We start from the raw sequence: 19662 nt of genomic DNA, 5'->3' as shown, positions 1-19662 counted from the left end.
GTCTACTCCACCCCGATCTCCGTGCGCAATCCGGGAACTCGAAGCACAACGACGTCGACACCAAGAATCTGCGTCAACTCTTCGGCATTGATGTCACAGCCGGTCAACACCGTGACTTGTTCGCCCCCATAGGCCAACTGGGTGCGGCATGCCGCGATGATGCCGTCGAGGCTTTCTGTTTCCGGATGAGCCACCCGCATGGAACGCGCGGCATCGGACATAGCGGCCACTACTTCGGCCGAACGAGAGGGGTTGGGCGAATACACCGATAGCGCAGCGAGCCCGGCCACGATGGAGCCAGTTGGTATGACTGTCGCCCTGCCTGGATCCCCTCCGCACCCGTTGGGCAGGAAAAGATCGCCTACCACAGCGTTCTCTAGATCCTCGCCGGGCCCAATTGCTCGCGCCCCAGCCTTCTCAAATAGCTCCCGCGCGGCCCCTTCGGGCACCGCGGCAAAAATACGCCGCTGCGGGCTCTCGCCCTCGCTGTGCTCCGTGGCGCACGCCCCCGCCTCTGCGGGCGGCAGCGCCTCGAGCCGCAGGTTGCTGACCTTTCCCAGGCCGTAGGCCTTTTCGATCACCGTGCCGGCCTCCGGACTATGGATGTGAACGCTGCCAGAGGTGTCCGTCGCCCGCGCGATGACGAGGCTATTGCCCAGCGAGGCCAATGTTTGTTCAACCTCAGCGAGGTTTCCCTCGAAGAAGAAGACGACTTCGATCTCTGCAAGCTCCTCAGGTTTCTCTGGCACCGAAACGCTCAACGGCTGGTTGGCGGGTTCTTCACCGGTGACCTGTGCAAGGAGGCACTCCAGCAGAATCACGAAGCCGGTACCGCCGGCATCCACGACACCTGCCTCGCGCAGCGCGGGCAGTTGCGACGGAGTCTGCGCCAGGGCCTGCCGTGCGGCGTCTAACGCTGCAACCAGGATGCCGTGTAGCTGGGCACCGGGCTGCCCGGCGGCCTCACTGGCAGCGGCCGCTGCAGCGCGCAAAACGGTGATGATGGTGCCTTCTACTGGGGCGGCAAGCGCGCGATCGACCAACGTGACAGCCAGCGTCAAAGCATCAGCGAGGACCGCACCATCCACGCGCGAGTCCGTTGTGGCATCGGCAACGCCACGCAGCACCTGCGAGAGCACCATCCCCGAGTTGCCGCGGGCACCGCGCACCGAACCGATGGCCAATGCTTCAGCGACGTCCGCCTCACCCTTATCGGCCTCCGCCAAGGCGGACTCCATGGTGTGCGCCATGTTGGATCCCGTGTCCGAATCGGGCACCGGGAAAACGTTGAGGGCATTGATTTCAGCGCGGCGGCGCTGCAGCTCCTCCACGGTTCGTGCGGCCCACTCATGCAGACCACGAGCGTCCAACTCGGCGGGATATGACATGGTGGCTAGTTTACAAGCGCCAGTCCACCGCGGGGACGCCACGGGCCTCTAAGGCCGCGTTTGCGCGGGAGAAAGGGCGCGAGCCGAAGAAGCCACGCCGCGCTGACAGCGGCGAGGGATGCGGGGAAGTAATGCAGTCCGTACCCGGTAGGTAGGCCTGGCAGGACTGGGCGTCGCGGCCCCACAGGATGGCCACGATATCGCGCCCCGCCAGCGCCCTAATGGCTGCCTCGGTAATCGCCTCCCACCCGAGCCGGCGGTGCGAACCCGCCTGGCCCGGGGCCACGGTGAGTACCCGGTTGAGCAGTAGCACGCCCTGGTCAAACCAGGCCCGCAGGTCACCATCGGCGCGGCCGGGGATGCCGAGGTCGTCGCCAAGCTCGGCGTAGATATTCTTCAGCGAACGCGGGGCCGGAACACCCGGCCGCGTGGAAAAGGACAAGCCCATGGCATGCCCCGGTGTGGGATAGGGATCCTGGCCCACGATGAGTACCCGCACGTCCTCGAGGGGCATCGACAGGGCGGCGAAGACGTCCTCGGCCGGCGGCAAGAACTCTGCCCCAATCTCGCGCTCGATGCGTGGGAGGTTGTCCTCCAAGGCCTGCCTGATGTGCGGCATCCACGAATAGTGGATGTGAGAAGTATCGATGCGGCTCACGCAAATCCCTCCCAGCCCTCGCTATAGCGAGGTTCCTCTCCATTGATGGTTACTCCGGTGCCGCGCATCACCCGGCCAATTTCCCGGAACCCGGAGGGGGCAGCCTTAAATGTGGTGGCCAACAGCGTATGGTCCTCGCCGCCAGCCAAGACCCATTCCCAAGGATCAATATCGAGCACCGCGCCGGCAGCCGCCAGCAGCGGATCGGGAGCAATCGCGTCGCGGTCGAGGTCGATGCGCACCCCGGAACGCCCAGCCAGATGTCCTACATCGCGCACGAGGCCATCGGAATTATCCGTCATCGCCGTCGAGCCGGTTGCCCGAGCGATGACGCCGCGTCCGGGTGCGAGGGTGGGCGCGCAGTGGGCGTCGATCAGCGGCCAGAGCTCGTCCAGCTCCGGGGGCAGTGCGCGGCCGTAACGTTGTAAGAGGGCCAAGCCCGCCCCGGAATACCCAATCTTGCCGTGCGCCACTAGCTTCTGTCCCGCTCGTGCGCCATCCAGAGTTAACGGCGCACCGCTTCCGCCCAAAGAGCCCATCGCTGTGACGTTGATGACTAGGCTGTCACTGCGAGTCAGATCACCCCCGACCAGCTCGGCGTTGTACACCGCGCAGCGCTCAGCAATGCCTTGCGCTATTCCACGCACGAAATCCACCGGGGTATCGCCCGGGGCGGCGATCGCCAAAAGCGCTGCAGTGGGCCGAGCCCCCATTGCCTCAATATCGGCAAAGTTGCGCACGATGGCCTTGTGGCCGACTTCCGCGGCGGTGGACCAGTCCCGCCGGAAGTGCCGGCCTTCCACCATCATGTCCGTCGAGGCCACAGTGCGTGAATTAGGCGCCGCCGGATAAAGCACCGCGGCATCATCGCCGTTGAGCGCACTCGGCGCTGCGGTGACGATTTCATGGATAACGTGCCGTTCGCCGGCTTGGTCGAGGGTATGGGATAAACCCACCGTCACGGACTCCTTTTCCTTGCGCAGATGGCGCACCATTCTGGCACGCCTTCAACGTTCGTTCTTCTTGGGTTATCAGCGATAGGATAAGCCCCTATGGATACCCAATTTAACCGCACCGCTATATACATCTCACTCGGGATTGCCATCGCGATGGTCTTCGCGGTGATTTTTGGGGCAAAGTACGTCATCACCAGCGCCGCGCAACAGCCGGTGGCGCTGCCTCCCACTCCGTCTGAAGCAGCGGACTCCCCCGAATGCGCCGCTGTCGTCGACGCTCTGCCGGAAAAGCTCATGGGATACTCACGGGTCGAACTCGTCGACCCAGCCCCGGCGGGTGCCGCAGCCTGGACGAAGAGTGCGGAGGACAAAATAACCCTGCGCTGTGGCGTTGACCTGCCGCATCAGTTTACGGATTATTCCCAGACCATCGAGGCCGACGGCGAATCCTGGCTGCAGGTCATTGACGCCACCCCCGGCTCGAACCTCACGACGTGGTACAGCACCCAGCGCACTCCTGCGGTTGCCGTGACTACGTCTACAGGCGACGCACAGTCCGACGCCCCGCAAGGGCTAACAGAAGCCCTCAACAAACTAGATAAAAAGCCTCAAGACCCCAATCCGGCACCGCTGTCCACACTCAAGGCAGGTCCGGATTCCATGTGCCCGAAGCTGGACAAGGCTCTGCCAGACTCACTCGCGGAGGGCTATACGCGCCGCACGGATGCTGGCGATAAGAACACCTGGATCTACAGCGCGCCGGGCCATGAGGAAATAGTCGTGCGCTGCGGTGTCGCCGCTCCGGAGAACTACCGCGCGGGCGTTCAGCTCCAGCAGGTTAATGACGTCCCTTGGTTCGAGGACACCACGCTGGCGGAAGGCACCACGGCCGGCACGTGGTTCGCGCTCGGCCGCGCGGAGGACCTCGCGCTGTCTGCCCCGCAAGAGTCGGCGAACTCAGCGTTGGTGCGGCTTAGCGACGCCCTCGTTGAAGCCACCCCCGCTCAGTAGGTGTCGCGGCCTCTTTCTTCACCACCTTCCCTTCGCGCACGGCTCAGGGACTAGGAACGCGCGAGAGCGGTCTGGATGAGAGTATCGAGCAGCTCGGCGTAACCCACTCCCACGGCGGCGAAGACCTGCGGGTACATCGAAATCGGCGTGAATCCAGGGAAGGTATTGATCTCGTTGATGCAATAAGAGTCTTCGCTAACGAAGAAATCCACGCGCGACAGCCCCGTTGCGCCCAGCGCCCGGAAAGCCTCGATGGCGCGCTGACGCAGCTCGTCGATGAGCTCCGCGCTCAGCGGCGCAGGAATCGCCGCCGACACTCCCTCATCGATGTACTTGGCATCGAAGTCATAAAAGCCTTCCTCCGACTCGGTGGTCCCCAAAAGCTTGGCCGGAACAGAGGCTTGCAGGCTTCCATCCGGGTGCTCGAGAACGCCCACCTCAACCTCGTCTCCGCGGATCTCAGGCTCGACTAGGACCTTGTCATCGGACTCGTAGGCCAGGGCCAGCGCCGCGTCAAACTCTTCCCACGCGGAAACCTTGGAGACACCGATGGAGGAACCGCCCCGCGCCGGCTTCACGAAGACAGGCAAACCAAGGCGCTCTTTCTGAGCATCATTCAGCGTATCTCCACCACTAAGCACTTCTTGGGGTGCGACGGGAAGACCTTCGGCCACCAGGAGCTTCTTGGTGAACTCCTTGTCCATGCCCACCGCAGAGGCCAGTACGCCCGCGCCGACGTAGGGGATCCCGGAAAGCTCAAAAAGGCCCTGTACCGTGCCATCTTCCCCATAGGGTCCATGGAGAACCGGAACGATGACATCCACCTCTGTGTAGTGCTCGTGGCGGGTGACATTGTGGATGCGCCCGCGTGTTGCGGGGTTGAGGGATAGCGCCAACTCATCGTGGAGTTCCACCTCAGGCAGGCGCCCATCGACGATGGCGAGGCCCGCGCGGTTGCCCTGGGTCCAGGTGCCTTCCCGCGTGATACCGATCGGCACGACCTCATACTTTTCTGGATCTAGGTGCTCCATGATCGCGCCGGCGGAAATGCATGACACCGAGTGCTCGGAGCTGCGGCCGCCGTACACAACGGCTACGCGCACAGGTTTCGCTTCAGTCATACCGAGCAACTTTACTCGGCTTTACTCAGCTTTCTTGGTACGACCCATCAGAGCGACGATCATGTCGTCGACAGTCACGCCACGGTGACACACTCCATAGACCGCCTGGGTAATGGGCATCTCCACGCCCGCGCGCTGCGCCAACCTAAAAATGGAATCGGAAGAGATAACGCCTTCCGCGACCTGCCCGTTAGTGGCCGCGGTAGCTTCCTCCAGAGTCCCGCCCTGGCCAAGGCGGTAGCCAAAGGTACGGTTGCGCGAGAGCGTCGAGCTGCACGTCGCCACAAGGTCACCCATTCCAGCTAGACCAGAGAAGGTAAATGGATCCGCGCCCAGTTTCACACCAAGGCGGGTAATCTCAGCAAGCCCGCGCGTGATAATGGTCGCCATCGTGTTATTGCCCAACCCCTTGCCAGCGGCCATACCACACGCAAGAGCAATAACGTTCTTGCAGGCACCACCAATTTCTGCGCCGATAACATCGGTGTTGGTATAGGGGCGGAAATATGGAGCGGCAGCTGCGTGCTGGACGGCCTCCGCGCGGGCAGCATCGCTGCAGGCAATAACCGTAGCGGCCGGCTGCTCCTGAGCCACCTCCTTGGCCAAGTTGGGCCCTGAGAGCACGGCAATGCGGTCAGCGGATACGCCGGCGGCGTCCGCGATGACCTCGCTCATCAAGTTAAGCGTAGCTTTCTCCACGCCCTTCGAGATTGAGACCAAGGTAGCGTCCTCCGGCAAGAGCGGCGCCCATTTCTCCAGGTTTCCGCGAAGGGTTTGGGAAGGAACGCCGAAGATGACGATGTCTGCAGTTTTCAGAGCAGCGGCGGGTTCGGTGGTTGCCCGGATCGACTCAGGCAGTAAGAGCTCCGGGAGATAGTCCGGGTTTTCGTGGCGCGTGTTGATGGTGTTTGCCAGTTCCTCGCGGCGCGCCCACAAGCGGACGTCATTGCCGGCGTCAGCAAAGACTTTCGCTAGCGTGGTTCCCCACGAACCCGCGCCCATTACTGCCACGTTTGCCATGTGTCACCTCACGATCAATTCCACTGCATCGACTTTTCCCATTAAAGCACGCCCGGCATTGAAATACGTTCGGCGCGTAAAGCTGCATCGTGGCGGCGAGTGGAGGAAGATGGAGAAGGTCACAAGCTACAGGCACAAAGGAGCAGCATGCCCAAGGCAAAGAACATGCATGAGACGGACAAAGATATCCGATCGGAGGTCTTCATCTCTGGTCGCCACCAGGAGATCCCTGTCGATCCGGCGGATGAGTTCAAGCGCACGACGCTTGCCGCTGGTGCGGTTCTCTGGCGTGGGGATCCACACGATCCGGAGGTTGCAATCATCCACCGCCCGCACTACGACGATTGGTCGCTACCTAAGGGCAAGGTCGATCCAGGCGAATCCCTTCCTTTCACCGCCGCGCGCGAGATCTTCGAGGAAACCGGCTACACCGTGCGCCTGGGCAAGCTCATTGGCAAGGTGGCTTATCCCGTTCAAGGACGCACGAAGGTTGTCTACTACTGGCTGGCACGTGTACTCGACGGCGAATACACCACGAATTCGGAGACCGATGAGCTGCGTTGGATGACAATCGACGAGGCCTGCACGCTGCTCTCCTACGACGTTGATACGCAGGTGCTGGCGAAGGCCAAGAAGCGCCTCCGCCTGGCTCCGACGACGCGTGTGCTGTATGTGCGCCATGCACGCGCTCACCAGCGCCGCTCCTGGGAGGGCGATGATGACCTGCGCCCGCTGGATAAGAAAGGCCGCCGCCAAGCAGAGATGCTCGTGCCGATGCTCACGCCTTTTCACCCGACCGCCATTTACAGCGCCCCACCGCAGCGCTGCCAGCACACCGCCGCACCGTTGGCGGATGAGCTCGGCATGGACATCGCTGTGAACAAAGCATTCGGCGATGATGTTTTCACCGAATCGCCTGAAGCCGCCCGCGCGGCCTTCCAGCGCGTTGTTGACGGCGGCGGAGTCCCCGTCATCGTGAGCCAGGGACTAACCATTCCGGGAATTATCGAATCCTACGCGCCGAAGTTCATCACGACTCCCATCGACGAGCTCAAGTTCAAGAAAGCTTCGGTGTGGGTGCTCTCCTTCAACGACGGTGAGCTTACCGGCGCAGACTACCTCGCTAGCCCGCTGCCCGTGCGATAAGCACTACATCGCCACTTCACTAGGTACCTTTCGCCGCCCTGCTGCTCTATTCCCACCGCACAGCAGGGCGGCGCTGCATAGCACGGGTGAACAGGACCATCCCCAAAGCCCAGATCGGGTAGGCGGCAAGGAAGCCAACGATGGGGATAAAAATGACAAAGCTCGTGATGAGGGAACAGACCAGAATAAAGAGCAGGGATTGACCCAGGTTCTCAATGACCAAGTTCAAAGCCTCCCGGAAGCACTCCATGAGAGGCTTATCCGGGGCATCAGCCTTGATTACAGGCGCTGGCCACAGAAGCGCAAAGAGAATCAGTCCGGGGAAGCCGCCCGCAATTGTTCCGAGCATTGCCAAAATAAAGAAGCAAGCATAGACGCCGGCGCAACCATTCAGCTGGGCAAACCTAAAGTAGTCGCGGAAGGTGACCTTCTCCCCATCAGCGATCTTCCGGGAGCCATTAAAGAGGTTCGCCATCAGCCAGAAAAGATAAGCGAAGGCGGCTAGCCCCATGACAACCATGAGAGGGATCCCCACGGTAGTCGCTAAAGGCTCGATGTCCGTGCCATTTCCTTCCATTACTGCGAATACACCGCCTACAACGGTTCCCGGCACAAGAAGAAGAGCAAACGTGATAATGAGATGCACCAGCATGGCTAGCATCCCTGGCACCGGTTGCTTTAAGTAACCCTTGAATGACTGGCCCAGAATATCCATGGCGTCAATGGGCGGCGCTCCTGCCCCGCCGGGTGGGTTGCCAGGCGCGGCGCCGGGCTGGTGGTCCCCGTAGCTTCCCGTCTGCTGGTACCCGTAGCTTCCCGTCTGCTGGTAGCCGTAGCCGTTGGGTTGCTGGTAGCCGTAACTCCCGGATTGTTGATAGTCGTAGCCACCGGGCTGGTGATAGTCGTAGCCACCGTACCCGGTGGTGCCGCCGAATTGATTGCCGTTCTCTCCGCTAAAGCCGTCAAAAGGATTAGTCATGCTGAGGATGTTAACGACGCTATGTGCACTGCGCCACAGGAGGCGGGGAATACTACCCCACCGGTGCCGCCTCCGCTAAGACGCAACGACGCGCGGTTTGAATCCCGGGCGCTTGGATTCAAAGGCATCGATATCGTCCTCGTTACGCAAGGTCAGGCCGATGTCGTCGAGCCCCTCCATAAGGCGCCAACGGGTGTAGTCATCGATATCGAAGGTATAGCTATTGCCGCCCACGGTAACCGTGCGCGCCTCCAAGTCGACGGTGGTTTCGGTCTCCCCGGCTTCTAGCTGCTTCCAGATGAGCTCAATGTCTTCTTGTTCCATGAGTCCCGTCAGCAAGCCTGCTTTACCGGAGTTGCCGCGGAAGATATCTGCGAAGCGCGAGGAGAACACCGCCTTGAAGCCGAATTCCGCAAGCGCCCACACCGCATGCTCACGGGAAGAACCGGTACCAAAGTCCGGGCCCGCGAAGAGCACGGAGCCCTCTTTAAACGGTTCCTGGTTGAGCACGAAGTTCTTATCGCTGCGCCAATTGGAGAACAGGCCGTCGGCAAAGCCGGTGCGCTTCACGGATTTCAGGTAACGCGCGGGAATAATCTGGTCGGTGTCCACATTGGAGACACGCAGCGGAACGCCGACGCCCGTGTGAGTAATAAACTTCTCCATTGTCTTTTTCCTTTCCTTAAGCGCCGGCGACGGCGGAATCGTCGATGTCTGCTGGTGCGGCCAGGCGGCCCAGAACGGCAGTTGCCGCGGCGACGGCCGGGGACACCAGGTGGGTGCGGCCGCCAGGACCCTGACGGCCCTCAAAGTTGCGGTTGCTTGTCGACGCCGACCTCTCCCCCGGCTTCAACTGGTCCGGGTTCATGCCCAGGCACATTGAGCAGCCAGCGGTGCGCCATTCAGCGCCGAAATCGGTGAAGATCTTGTCCAGCCCTTCCTCCTCAGCTTGGGCCTTGACCACGGCCGAAGACGGAACCACCATCATGCGGGTATCAGCCGCGATGCTGCGCCCCTTGACCACTTCGGCGGCCGCGCGCAGATCCTCGATGCGCGCGTTCGTGCACGATCCAAGGAAGACCGTGTCGATCTGGATATCGCGCAGCGGCGTGCCGGGTTTCAGGTCCATGTAGGCCAAGGCCTTCTCGACGGCGGCTTTTTCGCCGTCGTCGCCGCACTCCTCCGGGTCGGGCACCGCAGCGCTCAATGGCAAGCCCTGTCCCGGGTTAGTACCCCAAGTCACGAAAGGCGTCAGCGCGGAGCCGTCGATCTCCACGACGGTGTCGAATTCGGCGCCGTCGTCAGTCGGCAGCGTCTTCCAGTACTCGACGGCCGCGTCCCAATCTTCTCCTTGGGGTGCGAACTCACGGCCCTTGACGTACTCAAAAGTGGTCTCATCCGGAGCCACCATGCCGGCGCGGGCACCGGCCTCGATGGACATATTGCAGATGGTCATGCGGGCTTCCATCGACATCTTGCGAATGGCCTCACCGCGGTACTCGATGATGTGGCCTTGGCCGCCGCCGGTGCCAATCTTGGCAATGATCGCCAAAATCAAATCCTTGGCGGAAACGCCCTCCGCCAGCTCACCGCTGACCTCGATGGCCATTGTCTTAAAAGGCTTAAGCGAAAGTGTCTGGGTGGCCATGACGTGCTCCACCTCAGAGGTACCGATGCCCATGGCAATAGAACCGAAGGCGCCGTGCGTCGACGTGTGCGAGTCACCGCACACGATGGTCATGCCGGGCTGGGTAATGCCCAGCTGAGGACCCACTGTGTGAACGATGCCCTGTTGCGCATCACCCATCGAATGCAGGCGCACGCCGAACTCTTCACAGTTCTTGCGCAGCGTGGACACCTGCGTGCGGGAGACCTCATCCTTGATTTCTAAAAGGTTGCCGGACTTAATACCCACGGTCGGAACGTTATGGTCCTCAGTGGCCAGGTGCAGCTCTGGGTGGCGCATCCTACGACCGGCCAGGCGAAGACCATCGAAAGCCTGCGGGCTGGTAACTTCATGCAAGAGTTGGAAGTCAATATAGAGAAGATCGGGCTCGCCGTTCTCCCCTTTACGCACGACATGGTCGCGCCATACCTTCTCTGCGAGTGTCAGTTTCTCAGTCATGTGCCTCTCCACTTGAAATCTCAATTAATGGGACGTAGATTTCATTATATGGGAGAGTATAGCGCAGTATCAGGAATTAAGGTATTGGATCGCGCAGTAGCCATCATGATGGCCGCGACCAACCAACCTTCTACGCTCAATGAGCTTTGTGAGACCACCGGACTGCCTCGGGCAACGGCACACCGCCTCGCCACAGCGCTCGAGGCGCACCGAATCCTCACCCGCACCCCCGATGGAAAGTGGGGCGCTGGGCCGGCCCTACCCGGCAACCGTGATCGCATAATCGAAACCGCAGGCCCCATTATGGAGGAGCTTCTCGACGCCACCGGTGAGTCCGTCCAGCTTTACGAACTCTCCGGCACCACGCGCACGTGCATCGCCACGCGTGAGCCGGAAATCGGGCTCCACAACGTGGTGCCCGTAGGCCGCCAGCTTCCGCTCACCTCCGGTTCCGCCGCCCGCGTCTTCGCCGCCTTTGCTGATGTCCATGTTCCTGATGCCATCTTTAGCGAGCACGACGTCGAGCTCGCGCGCATCAACGGCTACTCCGAATCCATCGAAGAGCGCGAGTCAGACCTCGCCTCCGTTTCCGCCCCAGTCTTCGACGGCGCCGGAAACTTCATCGCCGTCCTTTCCGTCTCCGGTTCCGCCGAACGCTTCCGTCCTTCCCCGGCGGACAAGTTTGCAGATGTCCTGGTTAGCGCATCCAACCGCCTAAGTGCCGCTCTCTCCAATGGCACGCCACGCGACGGCCACCGCTAAGAACTGGGCACTTAGCGCACTGCAATGCATTGGAGCCTAAAGCCTCGGGGCTGCGTTCCTAAATACTGAGACCGAAATACATCGCAAGGCCGCGCAGCCCTTCAGGTCCCGCGCTACTCGTCGAGGACAATGCCTCACCTTTTTCTTGGGCCACCCGAACTGGATTACCTGGCTCCCGGTTGGGGCGGCGCGGTACCCAACCCTGGTGCGGCAGGCGCGCTAGTTCATCCGCATGAGGCATGCGCGCATAGTTTGAGAAAGTAACTGTCCGGCCACCCCGATTAGCCTGGGTGATCCCCTGATAAATGCCCACAACGCCCGGCTGCCCTGGGACGGACACTGCTCCACCGCTGTCCCCAGGCGCCAGCGACACATCGGCCGCATAGTTCATGCCCGGAAAGACACCCGGCCCCTTCACCGCGGTGCCACACTGACGCGACGCGGCCTGTCCGTAGAAGCACACCGTTGAGCCTTCACCAGGCACCGGTGCCATGCCATCCCCGGTGAGCGGGTTGCCTGCCGAATAGGTTCCGCCGGCGAATTGAATATAGGCCAAGTCATGCCCCGCAGCCCCCGAGGGCGTGAACCAACGCAACGTTCCTAGGTGCTGGCCTGCTTCGTTATACACTTGTTCGCCATTTAAGCCACAGTGCGCCGAGGTCCACGCCCGATTAGCCTCGACGTAACCGACAGTGCACAACGCGCCATCAGAAGCCGCGATCTTTTGCCCTTGCCGAACCGGCACCCCCTCAGCAGCGGTCGCGGGGGCGGCGAGAGCAAAGGCCAGCGAGCATGCGCCAGCCATGAATGCAAAGCCTGGTAAGACACGGGAAAAGCGAAGTTGCGGAGACCTTTTCATCATCACCTCACTCTAGCCTGGGCTACGCCAATTCTCCCTTCACGCCCCGCGTTCAGCTCCGGCGATACCCCCACCCACCCCCACTATTGAAAGTGGATTGAAAACACGCTTTACTAACATTGATAGCTACTGAAAATGTAGTGAAAATCCCCGACCTCCAGGAGGAGCCATGACCCACACCATCCACGACGAGCACACCCACGTCCACGGCGAGGGCTGCGGGCACGTCGCTATTCCCCATGGCGACCACGTGGACTACCTGCATGATGGTCACCGCCACGCGGCACATGACGGCCACTGGGATTGCCACTAAGAGCTACCCCGATTCTGTTTATTGAGCTGCCCAATCTGAGTGCACGTCACTGTGATTGGGCAGCTTTCCCCGTTTTCCCCAGCGCATCGCCACACATCTCGTTAGGGTGGGCTTTATGACTTCCACGCGCGCCCACCGTCCCATCGCAGCTTTTGCAGCCATAATCACCGCCGGTGTTCTAACAGTCGGATGCTCCACGTCATCCGAAATGGCAGCGCCGTCGAGGACGGAAACGGCATCGGGTGAGCCAACGTTTGAAAACACTTACCCGGCATTTCAGCCGCTTAACGATGACGCTGAGCTTCACGTTCCGAACGCTGCCGACGAGGCAGCCCCCGACGGCCCTGAACCAACCTTGCCGGACAACGCTAGCGATCAGCCTGCGGACCAGGCTCAACAACCTGACACACAGGCCCAGAGTGCACAAGGAGCCCAAGCCGCCCAACCAGCCGCAGGCCAACGCCAAACCTCTCAAACGGCACAAACGGCCACGTATAACAGCCTTTCTGAACAACTCCCCGAGGGCGACGCCAACGGCGCATCAGTCAGCGTTTACGGCACGCCCGCCACTGTGTGCCAGATGGGCGACGGCTATAACATCGCTTTCGTCATGGCCGGTGCGAACACCAGTTGCGATTTCGCCCGTTCCACAGCAGGCCGCTTGATGACCTTGGCGCCAGGCTCTAAAGACGACCTCCGGTCCTTCATCCCCGGACAGGTCACCGTCAACAGCCCCATTACCCAACAGAACTATTCACTGGCATGCCAAACCGATGAGCACGAGGTCATTCGCTGCACCGGCGGCAATAACGCTGAGGTCCTCATTGTCTAGTCTTAAGCCCCAAACCCAAAAGGCGGCGAGCATGATGCTCGCCGCCTTTTATTTTTGTACCCCGTACGGGATTTGAACCCGTGTTACCGGCGTGAGAGGCCGGCGTCCTAGGCCGCTAGACGAACGGGGCTCGTTTAGCTGTCCGTTGCGGACTTGCTAAACACTATAGGATCGGCGAAAGAATGCACAAATCGGCAGCTAGCATGGCCTTTTACACAAAGAAAATCCCGAACCTCGTTGCCACTTTCGACTGCGATGAAATCATTGACTCTCAGGGCCCGGGCGCGGATCGAATCAGTGGTTATTCCGCTGGCGTGCCGTTGGCAGCTGGGGCCGGAGCACTCGTTAGTCATCGCTAGAGGTTCGGGAGGACACGTGCGCTAACAGCATGTGGTGCAAGGCTCCTACTTCGCTCGAATGTTGGCTTTAAGAAGTTGTGGATTATGGCGATGCCGCCTCGTATTATCTGCTAGAGTCGCGTCGGCGATAGTGATGATTATCAGCTTCCGCCATCCGCTCTCCTTTCTGTCGGGAATGCCTTATACCTGCAGTGTATGACCGCCAAAGGCATAGCGGAAGAGATTAGACCAATTGGCCACTGGTATACCCCCTGGTAACTTTCCCAAGTCCGCTTGCACTTGGACTTTTAACCCTCCGGTAAGGGGCACAACCACACCACTCCTTGATTACAACAGCCCTCACCCCCTTACTTGCACTTAATGCAAGTGATACACTTGCATCAGATGCAAACAAAGGAGTCAGGCCATGAACGATGAACTCAAGATCATTCAAGACGCCCAACAGCGGACCGCCTGGACACAAAGCTGGTGGGCGGTGGCACTTGTAGCGCTCGGTATCGGTAGCAGTCTTGCGCTATCCAAGGTGTCCTGGTGGTACACACTCGCAATCCTGATACCGACGTTCATTCTCGGTTTCCTCCTCAAGGACAAAATCGCGAACCCTTTTGTTCGCCCCAACCCCAACAAGGGGCCGAGGAACGATCGCGCGACATGGTCACGAGTAGTCCTCCCCGTCGCCATGATCATGTCAACTACACCGACCCCCGACACGTGGCCGTGGATGATCGCTTGCGGAGTCATAGTTACTGGCGCGACAGCCTGGATGCTTTACGAGAACAGCAACGCCGCCATAAAGGGCACCAATGTCTAGGAAAGCATCTCACCAGCCCCCTGAGCTAGACCCAGTCATCCACCCCATCAATCGGCTCAAGATCTGCGCCACGCTCTTCTCCGCCGGCGCCACCGAAGGACGGCAGATGAAGTACGGTCAACTCGCCGAGCTTACGGAACTCCCCGCCGATACGCTCTCCAAGCAACTAAAGCACCTCGGAGACCACGGCTACGTAAGCCGCACGCGGGAGTACGGCTCTACGCGCGCCAAGGACGCCGTGTGGGTCACGCTCACCGAGGCGGGTGCACAGGCTTACGCGCAGCACGTGGAGGCGCTCAAAGCGATGACTGAGGGCCTATAGGCTGCGCAGCCACTGCGTGATGCGATCCCCCAGCTGTGGAAGCTCGGTATAGCCGTCGTCTTCAAGAAAGTGTCCCGCGTCGTGGATGGTGATGGGCGTGGCCGAGAGGGCGTCGGCAAGCTGCTGCGTGAGGGAAGGGTCCACCAGGACATCGTCAGTAGACACGAAGACCTCTGTGTGAGCGATGTGGTGCTTGACAGCCGGCACGTCGACGCGAGCCTGGCCAATAAACTCGTCAAGCTCTGGGATCACACGAAGCTTCTCCACAAACCCAGAGACAATGAAGAGCCCAGGAAGCTCCCACTCACCCTCCAATGCAGTGAGATAGTGCAGCAACGCGGTGCCGCCCAGGCTATGCGTGATGATGCAGGTATTAGCGTTTGGACGCTCAATATCGTTGCGTATCGACTCTACCCACTCATCGAGCTTCGGAGCGTTCGGTTCCGGCAGCGCGATGGTGTGAACGGTGTGGCCATCGGCGGTCAACAGGCGCTCTAGCCACGGGAACCAGTGACTGTCAGGGCTGGCTTGGTATCCATGAATAATGTAGAAGTGCATGGTCGCCAATTATAAAAAAAGAGTGGCAAGCTCATCGCGCTTGCCACTCTTTAAGTGGTACCCCGTACGGGATTTGAACCCGTGTTACCGGCGTGAGAGGCCGGCGTCCTAGGCCGCTAGACGAACGGGGCATAGAACTGTGACCACTGACGCAAAGTGCCGCAGCACTTTACGCAGTTATCACTGCTGGCCTACCAGGACTCGAACCTAGAATGACGGTACCAGAAACCGTTGTGTTGCCAATTACACCATAGGCCACTATCGCGTTGAGCCTGCTTGGGGTTAACCCCTCGCCGCTCGCTGCAACGGTTTATTACTATATCCAGCACCACCGATACACACAAATCGCCAGGCCAGATAGCATTTTCGGGACATTAAGAACGATTCTTAATGCCCCGAAATTACAGGCCTGTGAGACTAGCGCTTGAGACTACTCAGCGCTCCACGGAGTCACGGCCAGAGCTGCCTTAAGGCGAGCCAGCGTGGACTCCTTGCCCAGCAGCTCCATGGACTCGAACAGCGGCGGGGAAACCTGCTGTCCCGAGACCGCGACACGCAGGGCGCCGTAGGCCTTGCGGGGCTTGAGACCGAGGTCGTCGATAAGTGCGCCAGAGAGAACCTTTTCAATCTCTTCGGTCTTCCACTCCCCAAGCTCCTCCAACTTGGCAATGGCGACCTCGAGAGGCTGAACAGCCTCCTCCTTGAGGTTCTTCTTCGCCGCCTTGGCATCGAGCTCCAGCTCAGCGTCCGGCGTGGTCAGGAAGGACATAAGCCCGTAAGCGTCAGACAGCGTCTTAATGCGGGTCTGCACCAGGTCGGCGGCGAAGGCGAACTTGTCTTCCGGGTAATCCGCAGGGAAGTCGGTGTACTCGGTGAGGTAATCCCGCAGGCGCTGGGCAAAGTCAGCCGGCTCAAGCAAACGAATGTGGTCGGCGTTGATGGCTTCCAACTTCTTCTGGTCGAAACGGGCGGGGTTGCCCAGGACGTCGTGCACATCGAAGTTGGCAATGAGCTCATCGACGGAGAAGATGTCCTTGTCCGCGGAAAGGGACCAGCCCAGCAGGGACAGGTAGTTGAGCATTCCCTCCGGGATGATACCCGCATCGCGGTGGTTGAACAGGTTGGACTGCGGATCGCGCTTGGACAGCTTCTTGTTGCCCTCACCCATCACGAACGGCAGGTGGCCGAACTCCGGGGTCTGCTTGGCAATGCCCAACTCAATGAGCGCCTCGTAGAGGGCGAGCTGGCGCGGAGTGGAAGACAGCAGATCTTCGCCGCGCAACACGTGGGTAACCCCCATGAGTGCGTCATCGACGGGGTTAACCAACGTGTAGAGCGGTGCGCCATTGGAGCGGGCCACCACATAATCCGGCTGGGTCTCCGACTTAAAAGTCAGCTCTCCACGCACCAGGTCATTCCACGTCCAGTCCTTGTCCGGCATGCGAAGGCGCCACACCGGCTTGCGGCCTTCCGCCTCGAAGGCATCGATCTGCTCCTGGGTGAGGTCGCGGTCAAAGTTGTCGTAGCCAAGCTGCGGGTCGCGTCCGGCCGCCTTGTGGCGCGCCTGCACTTCTTCATTGGTGGAATAAGCCGGGTAGACATAGCCGCCATCCTTGAGCTTCTGCAGGACATCGGCATAAATATCCATGCGCTGCGACTGACGGTACGGCTCGTCCGGACCACCCACATTGACGCCTTCATCCCAGCCCAAGCCGAGCCAGTTCAGCGAATCAATGATGGCCTGGAAGGACTCCTCGGAGTCACGAGCGGCATCGGTGTCCTCGATGCGGAAGATGAGCTTGCCGCCGGTGTGGCGGGCATAGGCCCAGTTGAACAGCGCCGTGCGGACCATGCCCACGTGGGGCGTTCCTGTGGGCGACGGGCAAAAACGTACGCGGACGTCGGAAGTTGTTTCAGTCATGTCAACCATCGTAGTTCAGCGCTGAGTTACGGCACCGCCCGCCCCACTTGGGGGTAATTGAACCCGGTTTCCACTAAGCGTGAACTGGGTTTTCGATCCAGACTAAACGGAATTGATTTCCATTCCCTATAGTGAAATTCTCTCGACAGAACTGAAGAAAGGTTCCACACTGTGGCTCGAACTCGCTCCGTGGCGCTGCTTACCTGCGCCACACTTCTCTTCTCCCCCGCTACCGCCGTAGCCGGCCCTGACGACGGCAAACACGTCGCCACCCAAACGCACATCGATTCCCCCAAAGCATTCTGGGAAGACGATTCTCTTAACCTCAAGAGCCATTCAGCCGAGTCTGACCACGACCTCGCCGACACCGTCACGTGGGTAGGCAAAGGCTGGGACCAAAACGGCACGAACCAATACCAGTTCACCGTGCCTGAAGACCCTGCGCTCTCCTTCCTGGGGAAGCCGGGCGAAACCTATTACATGGCCCCTGCCAGCGTGCAGGGCAGCCTGGACCCGGTATGGATGGGCTTTGGCGCGGACACTGAGCTGCCTGTCGACAGCTTCCGCGATAACATCGCCTCCCTCGACCTGTTAAGCGTCGATGGGCCGGGCGAAGTAGAGATGTTTGGCTACTACCCCGGCCCTGGCGGGCTTCAACGATTCTTTGGCACGTCGGAGGGCGCACCTCACTCCGCGTGGCTGACTAGTGGCACGCATACCCACAACTTCACTGTCTTTTCCAAACCCGGGCGCTACCAGCTCACCTACCAAACCACCGCGCGAAACAAAGACGGTGAGTTCATTTCCTCCAAGCCGACAACCACGTCCATTCAGGTCGGAGGGCAGCGCCCGTCAGACCACAAGACTCCCTCCCTCAAGGAGCGCTTCGAACAGGCATCCGCAGGGGATGCTAGCCAGAAGGACTATCGCTTGCGCATCGCCCCTGCCAAGTCCCGTGACAAAGATGGAGATGAGCGGCTTTCCTCCATCGACTTCACTGGGGGCAGTAACGGCACGCTCACGCTGCTTATCGACGGCTACTTCCTCACCGATCTAGCCGTGAAAGATGGCAAGGCACACTTCGATGAATTCTTAGGGCCCGAGGCCTCAACAATCCAAGCTGTGTACACCCCGGAGGACGGCAGCCCGCGCTGGGTGAGCGAGGAGCTCGCCTATTCTGAAAACGCTGAGCTTTCTACCTCCTCGAAGACGTCCGCGGAGTCCTGGGAGGAGACGACCAACCCCCGTCAACTCTTCTCCGGAGAAGAGGTTTCGCTATCTGACACGGGACTGTCCGCGCGCGCCGTTCCGGAGGGCGAAGACGCCACCCGCATCATCCTGGAGGCAGCCGATAAAAACCTAGAAGGCTACGTGCACGGTGGCTTCTTTAGTAAGGGAAGCTCGCTTCCGGACATCGATTTCGACGGCACTATCACCCGCGGCCGCGCGGAATTTGTCGTCGGTGCCGATGCAAACTTCAACGGCAATACCGTGCGCCTCGATATTCTTCCGCACCCAAGCATCACGCAAGACTCCGGCAGCATCACGCTGACCGACAATTTCGCTTTCGGAGAAACGTACGAGCGCGTGGGCAAACTCGGCGCTGGGGCTCAGGCTCCTGCGCCAGCCCCAGATAACACTCCTCAGCCCGAACCCGGCGACAACACCGGTGTCTGCGCCGACAAGGCAGTGCTCGACCACGGACACGTCGATATTGCGGTATCCCGTGACGGCGATAAGTTTCTCACCCGCCTCAAGGATGAAACGGCCATCGTGGATAAGAAGACCGTTGAGCGCCCGCTTGACGACGTCGCCCTCGCAGTACACGACAACGCACTGCGCTCCCGCCCCGCCGCGCTCAACGGCAAGGAATTCGACTACCTGGGCAAGGAGAAATTCTTCCTCCTCCCCCAGACTCAAGAGCAGAGCATCATCTGGCCGGGATATAACACCCAAGCTCTCAACTACAAGGACTACAAAGACGGCAAGGTCATGCTCAATATCAAGCCCGTCGAGAAGCCTGAAGGCGCAGAAATTGGGCTCTTCACCACTGAAGGATTAGGCAAAGGTTTTACCCCGCTGATCAACTCAGCCGCAGGAGACTTGTCCATCGAGACCACTTTTGCCTCGCATACCCACAGCAATTGGGTGTTTACCAAGCCGGGAATCTACAAGCTCGAAGTCAGCTATACGGCCACCACCGCCGATGGCAAAGAGATTTCTTCCGAACCCCAGGTGCTCACCGTCGCGGCTGGCGACGCCGCAATCAAGGACTGCGCAAGCTCCAAGGAAGGAAGCGAAGGCGAAGGCACCAACACACCCGGCGGTAAGAAGCCAGGAAACACGAAACCCAGTGGAGATAAGGGGATGACGTCCTCTAAGCCCAAGCTCGACAGCCTGTGGGGATTAGTGCTTCCGGCCGTCGTGGCCCTCATTTTCCAACGCCTCTTCAATTTCTACAACGACCACAGAGCCCAGATTGAGGCCCGCTTCAACGGTCTGCTTCACCGCTAGAAAGGAC

The 19662-nt window shown here is 60.3% G+C and carries 19 protein-coding genes and 3 tRNA genes; 8 read left to right on the top strand and 14 right to left on the bottom strand.

All coding sequences use genetic code 11. The features are described 5' to 3' along the window. Positions 1-2: 2 nt before the first annotated feature. From ACUY3D_RS03230 to ACUY3D_RS03220, 3 genes are read right to left on the bottom strand one after another with little or no spacing between them, the layout of a single operon-like run. On the bottom strand, positions 3-1388 hold the full coding sequence (locus tag ACUY3D_RS03230) for a DAK2 domain-containing protein (protein ID WP_448240341.1): 1386 nt from the start codon (positions 1386-1388) through the stop codon (positions 3-5). 10 nt (positions 1389-1398) lie between these two features. Continuing rightward, complete coding sequence (locus ACUY3D_RS03225) at positions 1399-2007, bottom strand: uracil-DNA glycosylase (RefSeq protein WP_185964728.1); 609 nt, start codon at positions 2005-2007, stop codon at positions 1399-1401. Between the two features lie 35 nt (positions 2008-2042). Further along, positions 2043-3041, bottom strand: coding sequence for a thiamine-phosphate kinase (locus ACUY3D_RS03220; protein ID WP_448240340.1), 999 nt, complete (start codon positions 3039-3041; stop codon positions 2043-2045). A gap of 57 nt (positions 3042-3098) precedes the next feature. On the opposite strand from ACUY3D_RS03220, the gene ACUY3D_RS03215 reads away from it, so the two are divergent. Further along, complete coding sequence (locus ACUY3D_RS03215) at positions 3099-4013, top strand: DUF3515 domain-containing protein (RefSeq protein WP_448240339.1); 915 nt, start codon at positions 3099-3101, stop codon at positions 4011-4013. A 50-nt stretch (positions 4014-4063) separates the two neighbouring features. On the opposite strand, the gene ACUY3D_RS03210 is transcribed toward ACUY3D_RS03215, so the two are convergent. Both ACUY3D_RS03210 and ACUY3D_RS03205 read right to left on the bottom strand, forming a co-directional pair. Then, positions 4064-5134 (bottom strand): D-alanine--D-alanine ligase family protein, encoded by a 1071-nt coding sequence (locus tag ACUY3D_RS03210; protein ID WP_448240338.1) that lies wholly within the window; start codon positions 5132-5134, stop codon positions 4064-4066. Positions 5135-5155: 21 nt separating this feature from the next. Continuing rightward, complete coding sequence (locus tag ACUY3D_RS03205; RefSeq protein WP_101736403.1) at positions 5156-6154, bottom strand: NAD(P)H-dependent glycerol-3-phosphate dehydrogenase; 999 nt, start codon at positions 6152-6154, stop codon at positions 5156-5158. 147 nt (positions 6155-6301) lie between these two features. Between ACUY3D_RS03205 and ACUY3D_RS03200 the strand changes: the two genes are divergently transcribed. Beyond that, positions 6302-7300, top strand: coding sequence for an NUDIX hydrolase (locus ACUY3D_RS03200; RefSeq protein WP_101736404.1), 999 nt, complete (start codon positions 6302-6304; stop codon positions 7298-7300). A gap of 46 nt (positions 7301-7346) precedes the next feature. Here ACUY3D_RS03200 and ACUY3D_RS03195 read toward each other — a convergent pair whose 3' ends face one another. The 3 genes from ACUY3D_RS03195 to leuC form a co-directional block, all read right to left on the bottom strand. Continuing rightward, complete coding sequence (locus ACUY3D_RS03195; protein WP_448240337.1) at positions 7347-8279, bottom strand: hypothetical protein; 933 nt, start codon at positions 8277-8279, stop codon at positions 7347-7349. A 75-nt stretch (positions 8280-8354) separates the two neighbouring features. Continuing rightward, positions 8355-8945 carry a 3-isopropylmalate dehydratase small subunit gene (gene leuD / locus ACUY3D_RS03190; RefSeq protein ID WP_070565355.1) on the bottom strand — a complete coding sequence of 197 codons (591 nt, stop codon included), beginning with the start codon at positions 8943-8945 and terminating at the stop codon, positions 8355-8357. 16 nt (positions 8946-8961) lie between these two features. After that, positions 8962-10404 (bottom strand): 3-isopropylmalate dehydratase large subunit, encoded by a 1443-nt coding sequence (gene leuC, locus ACUY3D_RS03185; RefSeq protein WP_448240336.1) that lies wholly within the window; start codon positions 10402-10404, stop codon positions 8962-8964. 48 nt (positions 10405-10452) lie between these two features. On the opposite strand from leuC, the gene ACUY3D_RS03180 reads away from it, so the two are divergent. Continuing rightward, complete coding sequence (locus ACUY3D_RS03180) at positions 10453-11166, top strand: IclR family transcriptional regulator (RefSeq protein WP_175972896.1); 714 nt, start codon at positions 10453-10455, stop codon at positions 11164-11166. A 58-nt stretch (positions 11167-11224) separates the two neighbouring features. On the opposite strand, the gene ACUY3D_RS03175 is transcribed toward ACUY3D_RS03180, so the two are convergent. Continuing rightward, complete coding sequence (locus tag ACUY3D_RS03175) at positions 11225-11971, bottom strand: chymotrypsin family serine protease (RefSeq protein WP_254868075.1); 747 nt, start codon at positions 11969-11971, stop codon at positions 11225-11227. Between the two features lie 223 nt (positions 11972-12194). On the opposite strand from ACUY3D_RS03175, the gene ACUY3D_RS03170 reads away from it, so the two are divergent. Together ACUY3D_RS03170 and ACUY3D_RS03165 are read left to right on the top strand one after the other, a co-directional pair. Further along, complete coding sequence (locus tag ACUY3D_RS03170; protein ID WP_186312174.1) at positions 12195-12338, top strand: hypothetical protein; 144 nt, start codon at positions 12195-12197, stop codon at positions 12336-12338. A 115-nt stretch (positions 12339-12453) separates the two neighbouring features. After that, positions 12454-13170, top strand: coding sequence for a hypothetical protein (locus ACUY3D_RS03165; RefSeq protein ID WP_246819462.1), 717 nt, complete (start codon positions 12454-12456; stop codon positions 13168-13170). A 57-nt stretch (positions 13171-13227) separates the two neighbouring features. Here the strand turns inward: ACUY3D_RS03165 and ACUY3D_RS03160 are convergent. Then, positions 13228-13300 (bottom strand) — tRNA-Glu (locus ACUY3D_RS03160). Between the two features lie 635 nt (positions 13301-13935). Here ACUY3D_RS03160 and ACUY3D_RS03155 point away from each other — a divergent pair. Next, positions 13936-14340 carry a hypothetical protein gene (locus ACUY3D_RS03155; RefSeq protein WP_101736406.1) on the top strand — a complete coding sequence of 135 codons (405 nt, stop codon included), beginning with the start codon at positions 13936-13938 and terminating at the stop codon, positions 14338-14340. After that, positions 14333-14662 carry a transcriptional regulator gene (locus tag ACUY3D_RS03150; RefSeq protein WP_101736407.1) on the top strand — a complete coding sequence of 110 codons (330 nt, stop codon included), beginning with the start codon at positions 14333-14335 and terminating at the stop codon, positions 14660-14662. The genes ACUY3D_RS03155 and ACUY3D_RS03150 overlap by 8 nt, the downstream gene beginning before the upstream one ends. Here the strand turns inward: ACUY3D_RS03150 and ACUY3D_RS03145 are convergent. From ACUY3D_RS03145 to gltX, 4 genes are all read right to left on the bottom strand, one after another. Continuing rightward, complete coding sequence (locus tag ACUY3D_RS03145; RefSeq protein ID WP_101736408.1) at positions 14657-15220, bottom strand: RBBP9/YdeN family alpha/beta hydrolase; 564 nt, start codon at positions 15218-15220, stop codon at positions 14657-14659. The genes ACUY3D_RS03150 and ACUY3D_RS03145 overlap by 6 nt on opposite strands. Before the next feature lie 55 nt (positions 15221-15275). Continuing rightward, positions 15276-15351: transfer RNA gene (locus tag ACUY3D_RS03140), tRNA-Glu, on the bottom strand. Between the two features lie 55 nt (positions 15352-15406). Beyond that, positions 15407-15478, bottom strand: a tRNA-Gln gene (locus ACUY3D_RS03135). Between the two features lie 172 nt (positions 15479-15650). Continuing rightward, positions 15651-17150, bottom strand: coding sequence for a glutamate--tRNA ligase (gene gltX / locus ACUY3D_RS03130; protein WP_083299251.1), 1500 nt, complete (start codon positions 17148-17150; stop codon positions 15651-15653). 162 nt (positions 17151-17312) lie between these two features. On the opposite strand from gltX, the gene ACUY3D_RS03125 reads away from it, so the two are divergent. Then, the gene (locus ACUY3D_RS03125) at positions 17313-19655 is read left to right on the top strand and encodes a choice-of-anchor M domain-containing protein (RefSeq protein WP_448240335.1); all 2343 of its coding nucleotides are present in this window, start codon (positions 17313-17315) and stop codon (positions 19653-19655) included. The last annotated feature ends 7 nt before the right edge of the window (positions 19656-19662 follow it).

Source organism: Corynebacterium guaraldiae (genome assembly GCF_053480195.1).
This window is presented reverse-complemented; position numbering and strand designations above follow the sequence as displayed.